This window comes from Streptomyces sp. NPDC054863, from assembly GCF_053610825.1.
Genome location: NZ_JBSGZD010000376.1, coordinates 1 through 6,806, shown reverse-complemented (window position 1 = coordinate 6,806; position 6,806 = coordinate 1). Strand labels below are relative to the sequence as shown.

The window sequence follows — 6,806 nt, the reverse complement described above, 5'->3', positions numbered from 1 at the left end:
GTGCCGCACCTCGCGGCGCGTCCGGGTCGGGCCGGTGGCGGTCGGCTGAGCTGTACAGCAATCCGAGAGGGGGCCGAACGTGGCGATCTTGGAAGGTATCCGGGGTCCGCGGGACCTGAAGGCGCTGGACGAAGAAGAACTCGTCGAACTGGCCGGGGAGATCCGGCAGTTCCTGATTCACGCGGTGGCCAGGACCGGGGGGCATCTCGGCCCCAATCTCGGCGTCGTGGAGCTGACGATCGCGCTGCACCGCGTCTTCGATTCGCCGGTCGACCGGATCCTCCTGGACACCGGCCACCAGTCGTACGTGCACAAGCTTCTGACGGGCCGTCAGGACTTCTCGAAGCTGCGCGGCAAGGGCGGTCTTTCCGGCTACCCGTCCCGCGAGGAGTCCGTGCACGACGTCATCGAGAACTCCCACGCGTCGACCGTCCTCGGCTGGGCGGACGGGCTGGCCAAGGCCAACCAGGTGCTGGGGCGGCCCGACCACGTCGTGGCGGTCATCGGCGACGGGGCACTGACCGGCGGCATGGCCTGGGAGGCGCTCAACAACATCGCCGCCGCCAAGGACCGGCCGCTGATCATCGTCGTCAACGACAACGAACGGTCGTACGCACCGACCATCGGCGGACTCGCGAACCATCTGGCGACGCTGCGGACGACGGACGGGTACGAGCGGTTCCTGTCGTGGGGGAAGGAACTGCTCCAGCGCACCCCCGTCGTCGGCCGGCCGCTGTACGAATCGCTGCACGGCGCCAAGAAGGGGTTCAAGGACGCCTTCGCACCACAGGGCATGTTCGAGGACCTGGGGCTGAAGTACGTCGGGCCGATCGACGGGCACGACGTGCCGGCCGTGGAGTCCGCGCTGCGGCGGGCCAAGCGCTTCCACGGTCCCGTACTGGTGCACTGCCTCACCCAGAAGGGCCGCGGCTACGCCTTCGCCGAGCAGGACGAGGCCGACCGGTTCCACGCGGTGGGGGCGATGGACCCGCTGACCTGCGAGCCGCTGTCGCCGTCCAACGGGCCTTCGTGGACCTCGGTGTTCGGCGACGAGATGCTGAAGGTCGGCGCGGAGCGGCCCGACGTGGTGGCGCTGACGGCGGCGATGCTGCACCCGGTGGGGCTGACCAAATTCGCCGAGGCGTACCCCGACCGGGTGTGGGACGTGGGCATCGCCGAGCAGCACGGCGCGGTGTCGGCGGCGGGGCTTGCGACCGGCGGCCTGCATCCGGTGTTCGCGGTGTACGCGACATTCCTCAACCGCGCCTTCGACCAGGTTCTGCTGGACGTCGCCCTCCACAAGTGCGGTGTGACGTTCGTACTCGACCGGGCCGGCGTGACCGGCGCCGACGGGCCCTCGCACAACGGCATGTGGGACATGTCGATCCTCCAGGTGGTGCCTGGGCTGCGGATCGCCGCACCGCGCGACGCGGTGCAGTTGCGGGCGCAGTTGCGGGAGGCGGTCGCGGTCGACGACGCACCGACCGTGGTGCGCTTCCCCAAGGAGTCCGTGGGACCCGAGTACCCGGCGGTGGACCGGGTCGGCGGCCTCGACGTACTGCACCGGGACGAGGACCCCGAGGTGCTGCTGGTCTCGGTCGGGGCGTTCGCGGGAGTGTGCCTGCAGACCGCGGAGCTGCTGGGGGAGCGGGGACTGCGGTGCACCGTCGTCGACCCACGCTGGGTGAAGCCGGTCGACCCGGCACTCGCACCGCTGGCCGCCCTGCACTCGCTGGTGGCGGTCGTGGAGGACAACTCCCGTGCCGCAGGCGTCGGTTCGGCGATCGGCCAGGCGCTGCAGGACGCGTCCGTCGACGTACCACTGCGGACGTTCGGCATTCCGGAGCAGTTCCTCGCGCACGCCAAGCGCGGTGAGGTGCTGGCCGACATCGGGCTCACGCCCGTCGAGATCGCGGGGCGCATCGGCGCGGCCCTGGCTCCGTACGCATCCGACCTGCCGGTGGAGAAGGAGAACGGACAGCAATGACAGTGGACGCGCCCAAGGACCTCGGCCCCGCCGAAGGCTCCGGCCGCAAGGGCTTCGACCTGGCGGGACTGCTCGCCGACCGCGGCGGGGAACGGTACGAGCTGCACACGCGCTACCTCAACCACCAACTGCCGCGCATGCTGCACACGATCGGCTTCGACCGGGTCTACGAGCGGGCCGAGGGCGCGTACTTCTGGGACGCCGAGGGCAACGACTACCTCGACATGCTGGCCGGCTTCGGGGTGATGGGCCTGGGCCGCCACCACCCCGTCGTGCGCAAGGCCCTGCACGACGTGCTCGACGCGTCGCTCGCGGACCTGACCCGCTTCGACTGTCAGCCGCTGCCGGGGCTGCTCGCGGAGAAGCTCCTCGCGCACAGTCCGCACCTGGACCGGGTGTTCTTCGGCAACAGCGGGACCGAAGCGGTCGAGACCGCGCTGAAGTTCGCCCGCTACGCGACCGGGAAACCCCGGATCCTGTACTGCGCGCACGCCTTCCACGGGCTGACCACCGGCTCGCTCTCGGTCAACGGGGAGAGCGGATTCCGGGACGGCTTCGCCCCTCTGCTGCCCGACACGGCGATCGCCATGGGCGATCTGGCGGCGCTGGAAAGGGAGTTGAAGCGCGGCGACGTCGCGGGCTTCGTCGTGGAGCCGATCCAGGGGAAGGGGGTGCACGAGACGCCGCCCGGCTTCCTGCGCGCCGCCCAGGAGCTGCTGCACCGGCACAAGGCGCTGCTGATCGCCGACGAGGTGCAGACCGGCCTCGGGCGGACCGGCGACTTCTACGCCTACCAGCACGAGGACGGCGTCGAGCCGGACCTGCTGTGCGTCGCCAAGGCCCTGTCCGGCGGGTACGTGCCGGTCGGCGCGACCCTCGGCAAGGACTGGATCTTCAAGAAGGTGTACTCGTCGATGGACCGGGTGCTCGTCCACTCGGCCAGCTTCGGGTCCAACGCGCAGGCGATGGCCGCCGGGCTCGCGGTGCTGACCGTGCTGGAGGACGAGGAGATCGTCGCGAACGCGCGGCGGACCGGTGAGCTGCTGAAGTCACGGCTGGCCGCGCTGATCGACCGGTACGAGCTGCTGCACGACGTGCGCGGGCGCGGACTCATGATCGGCATCGAGTTCGGCCGGCCGCAGTCGCTCAAGCTGCGCAGCCGCTGGACCATGCTGCAGGCCGCGCGCAAGGGGCTCTTCGCGCAGATGGTCGTCGTGCCGCTGCTCCAGAAGCACCGGATCCTGACGCAGGTCTCCGGCGACCACCTCGAAGTGATCAAGCTGATCCCGCCGCTGACGGTGGGGGAGAAGGAGGTGGACCGTTTCGTCGAGGCGTTCACCGCCGTGATGGACGACGCACACGGCGGCGGTGGCCTGATGTGGGACTTCGGCAGGACACTGGTGAAGCAGGCGGTCGCGAACAGGTAGACCGAAGCGGGATTTTTGCCCCTGAGGCAAGAAGTTTGCCTCAGGGGCAATCCCTCTGGCTCAATGGATCCATGACGCCACGCCTCGAAGAAGCGGTCGAAGGCTCGGGCGAGGGCCCGGGGGACCTGCCTGAGGTCGCCCCCCACCTGCGCGAGCTCCGCCGCCGCAGCGGCCTCACCCTGGAGGCCGCGGCCCGCCGCGCCACGCTCTCGCCCGCGCACCTCTCCCGTCTGGAGACCGGACGGCGCCAGCCCTCGCTGCCGATGCTGCTCTCGCTCGCCCGCATCTACGGTACGACCGTCTCCGAACTGCTCGGTGAGAGCACCGGTGGGCGCGACGCCGTACTGCGCGCCGGGGACATGACCGCGCGCGAGGCCGACGGCTGGACGTACCGGCAGGCGGGCGGCCCGGGGCGGGCCATGCAGGCCCTGCGGGTGCACGTGCCGCACGCGGCACAGGGCGATCTCGTCCGCGTACACCCGGGGGAGGAGTGGCTGTACGTGCTCGAAGGGCGGCTGCGGCTGGTCCTCGGGGAGAGCGTCCATCTCCTGGACGAGGGTGACAGTGCCCACTTCGACTCGCTCACCCCGCACCGGATCACCTCGGTGACGCCGGCCGGGGCCGAGCTGCTTTTCGTCCACACACTGATGCAGAGCACCGTCGCCGGGCTCTGCCTGCCCCAGGAGTCATGAGATGCCGGAGCTCACCGAGGCACAGACTGCTGCGATGGCCGCGATCGCCAGGGCCGCCCAGGAGGCGGCCCGCGACGAGAAGGCGGACAGCAACAAGAAGGCCGACTGGAACGACGGCGCGGGGAAGTCCGGCGTGCTCGGCTTCGTCGAGGACAGGGCGCCGCGCGGACTGGTGCTGCGCGTCTTCCTGTACGTCGCCGTGGGCCACGTCTTCGCGGCCTTCATCTACCTGCTGTTCACGCTGGGCGGCGAAGGCTGATCCCCTGATTCCCTGGTGCGCGGCGGTGCGCGGGGGCTACTCGGTGAGCCGCTCGCGCAGTGCCTCGCGCGTGCCCGGCGCGAGTCCCAGGCCCTGCGTCAGATATGTCTCGGTATCGCCCCAGTTGTCCGCGATGGCGGTGAAGGCCTCCTCCAGGTAGGCGGCCCGGGCGTCGAAGAGGGGCGCGAGCAGGCCCATCACCTCGGCGTTCGTCGCCTCGGGGGAGTCGCTGCCGCGGCGCACCTTGTAACGGCGGTGCGGGTCGTTCGACTTCACGTAGTCCGCAACGATCGCCTCGCGCTCGACGCCCACCGCCAGGAGCGTCACCGCGATCGCCAGGCCCGCCCGGTCCTTGCCCGCCGCACAGTGCATCAGCGCGGGCACGCTGTCCTCGGCGAGTGCGTGCAGTACCCGGCTGTGCTCGGCCGTCCGCTCCAGGATCATCCGCCGGTAGGAGCTGGTCATACGCGCGGCGGCCTTGCCGTCGTCGAGGATCTCGCGCAACTGGTCGATGTTGCCGTCGCGCACCATCCGCCAGAACTCGGTGCCGTCCGCCGGGTCGCTGAGCGGGATGTTCACGTTCCGCACGCCGGTGAGCGGGACGTCCGGGCCCTCCAGCTTCTGGTCCGCGGCATTGCGGAAGTCGAAGATCGTGTGCAGACCGAGCGAGTCGAAGAACACCGTGTCGGCTTCGGTGGCATGCGCCAGGTGACCGCTGCGGAAGAGCCGTCCGTACCGTACCGACCGGCCCTCCACCGTCGGCAGACCGCCCACGTCCCGGAAGTTCCGTACACCTGCCAGGTCGGGCTCGGCCGACGGCGATATCTGCTGCGTCACGAGTGCTCCTCACGCGGTCGTCCGCCGACGCGAAGCGCACCGGCGGGGCACGGACCGACGATACGACATGACCGCCCAAAGTAGGTGCCTCGGGCATCTAACTGGCCCTGGTGCGGGGCCGAGTGAGCAGAATCATAGGACGGGAGTGAGCGGAGGTGGCGGGGCGTCAAAGGGCAGGTCAGGGGCGGGAGATGGCGGAAGTGACGGGAGCGGGGCACCGGGAAAGGCGTGGAGAAGGAGTGTCGAGGGGAAGGAGAAGAAGGGAACGGCTTGTTCGAGAGGTCTGCACTCGCCTAGGTTCACCGTCAATCCGGGTGGACCGCCGAATCCTGCCACCGCCCGGAATCCGCACCCAGACTTCTTCGTGTGGCAGGAGCGGGGGACCCAGGTAGTACGCCGGCACCGGAAGCGCTCCACCCTCCGGTACGGCTCGGGGTGAAGTCGTGCTCTCCAGGGAGTGCGGCCGGGCATCTCCAGCCCGAACCCGACAGCTCACCTCGCAGGCGCCGGAGAGGAATCCGTCATGTCTGCAAAGGGCAAGCACCGCCGCCCCAAGTCCAGTTCGTCGCTCACCCGCGGCTTCGTCGCCGCCGGTACGGGGGGTGCGGCACTCGCGCTCCCGCTGATCGGGGCCACCGGGGCGCACGCCGCCGACAAGGCCGCGGCCCCCGTCGCGCTGCCGGCGAAGGCGCCGCTGAAGCAGGTGCCCCAGCAGCGGACGGCGGAGCGCCCGGCCGCCGCGCCGCAGGCCGACTCCAAGAAGACCGACACCCGTACGTACTCCGTGGTGACCGGCGACAACCTGTCGAAGATCGCCGCGGACGAAAGCGTGCGCGGCGGCTGGGAGAAGCTGTACACGGACAACAAGTCGGTCGTCGGCGAGGACCCCGGGATGATCTTCCCCGGCATGAAGCTCACCCTCGGCGGCAAGGCGCCCGCGGGCTCGGCCGCCGCCGGTGAGGCGCGGGCCTCGGCACCCGCCCCGCCGAAGCAGGCCGAGCGCACGGAGCGGACCGAGCAGCGCACCGAACGTACGGAGCAGCGCGTCGAGCAGCGCACGGAGAAGCGTGCGGAGCAGCGCACGGAGAAGCGTGCGGAGCAGCGCACCCAGAAGCGGGCCGAGCGGCAGCAGAGCTCCGGTTCCGGATTCTCCGCGCCCGTGCCCTCCGGCGTCTCCACCCCGTACCGCGCCTCCGGCGGCAGCTGGTCCAGCGGCTACCACACCGGTGTCGACTTCCGTGCCTCCTCCGGCACCCCGGTCAAGGCCGTCGGTGCGGGCACCGTCGTCTCCGCGGGCTGGGGCGGTGCGTACGGCAACGAGATCGTCATCAAGCACCACGACGGCCGCTACTCGCAGTACGCCCACCTGTCCGCGCTCAACGTCCGCTCCGGCCAGAGCGTTTCCGGCGGCCAGCAGATCGGTTACTCCGGCTCCACCGGCAACTCCACCGGCCCGCACCTGCACTTCGAGATCCGCACAGGACCCGGCTACGGCTCGGACATCGACCCGCTGGGCTACCTGCGCGGCAACGGCGTCTCGCTCTGACCCCACGCCGACGGAGGGCCCGGGCCCTTGTGCCGTACGGCTCCCCTCGCCCCCGCAC

The 6,806-nt window shown here is 70.6% G+C and carries 6 protein-coding genes and 1 riboswitch; of the genes, 5 read left to right on the top strand and 1 reads right to left on the bottom strand.

Annotation, left to right across the window (positions count from 1 at the left end):
- Positions 1-79: 79 nt before the first annotated feature.
- The 4 genes from dxs to ACWGIG_RS35580 all read left to right on the top strand — a co-directional run bounded on the left by dxs (position 80) and on the right by ACWGIG_RS35580 (position 4,365).
- Positions 80-1,987 carry a 1-deoxy-D-xylulose-5-phosphate synthase gene (gene dxs / locus ACWGIG_RS35595; protein ID WP_453325844.1) on the top strand — a complete coding sequence of 636 codons (1,908 nt, stop codon included), beginning with the start codon at positions 80-82 and terminating at the stop codon, positions 1,985-1,987.
- A complete protein-coding gene (locus ACWGIG_RS35590) occupies positions 1,984-3,414 on the top strand; it encodes an aspartate aminotransferase family protein (protein WP_453325843.1) in 1,431 nt (476 codons plus the stop codon). The genes dxs and ACWGIG_RS35590 overlap by 4 nt, the downstream gene beginning before the upstream one ends.
- Positions 3,415-3,485: 71 nt before the next feature.
- Positions 3,486-4,106, top strand: a complete 621-nt coding sequence (locus ACWGIG_RS35585) for a helix-turn-helix domain-containing protein (protein WP_453325842.1) — start codon at positions 3,486-3,488, stop codon at positions 4,104-4,106.
- 1 nt (position 4,107) lies between these two features.
- Positions 4,108-4,365, top strand: coding sequence for a DUF6126 family protein (locus ACWGIG_RS35580; RefSeq protein WP_453325841.1), 258 nt, complete (start codon positions 4,108-4,110; stop codon positions 4,363-4,365).
- A 36-nt stretch (positions 4,366-4,401) separates the two neighbouring features.
- Here ACWGIG_RS35580 and ACWGIG_RS35575 read toward each other — a convergent pair whose 3' ends face one another.
- Positions 4,402-5,202, bottom strand: a complete 801-nt coding sequence (locus ACWGIG_RS35575) for a tyrosine-protein phosphatase (protein ID WP_453325840.1) — start codon at positions 5,200-5,202, stop codon at positions 4,402-4,404.
- A gap of 326 nt (positions 5,203-5,528) precedes the next feature.
- Positions 5,529-5,721: riboswitch (cyclic di-AMP (ydaO/yuaA leader) on the top strand.
- A 4-nt stretch (positions 5,722-5,725) separates the two neighbouring features.
- Here ACWGIG_RS35575 and ACWGIG_RS35570 point away from each other — a divergent pair.
- Complete coding sequence (locus ACWGIG_RS35570; protein ID WP_453325839.1) at positions 5,726-6,748, top strand: M23 family metallopeptidase; 1,023 nt, start codon at positions 5,726-5,728, stop codon at positions 6,746-6,748.
- The last annotated feature ends 58 nt before the right edge of the window (positions 6,749-6,806 follow it).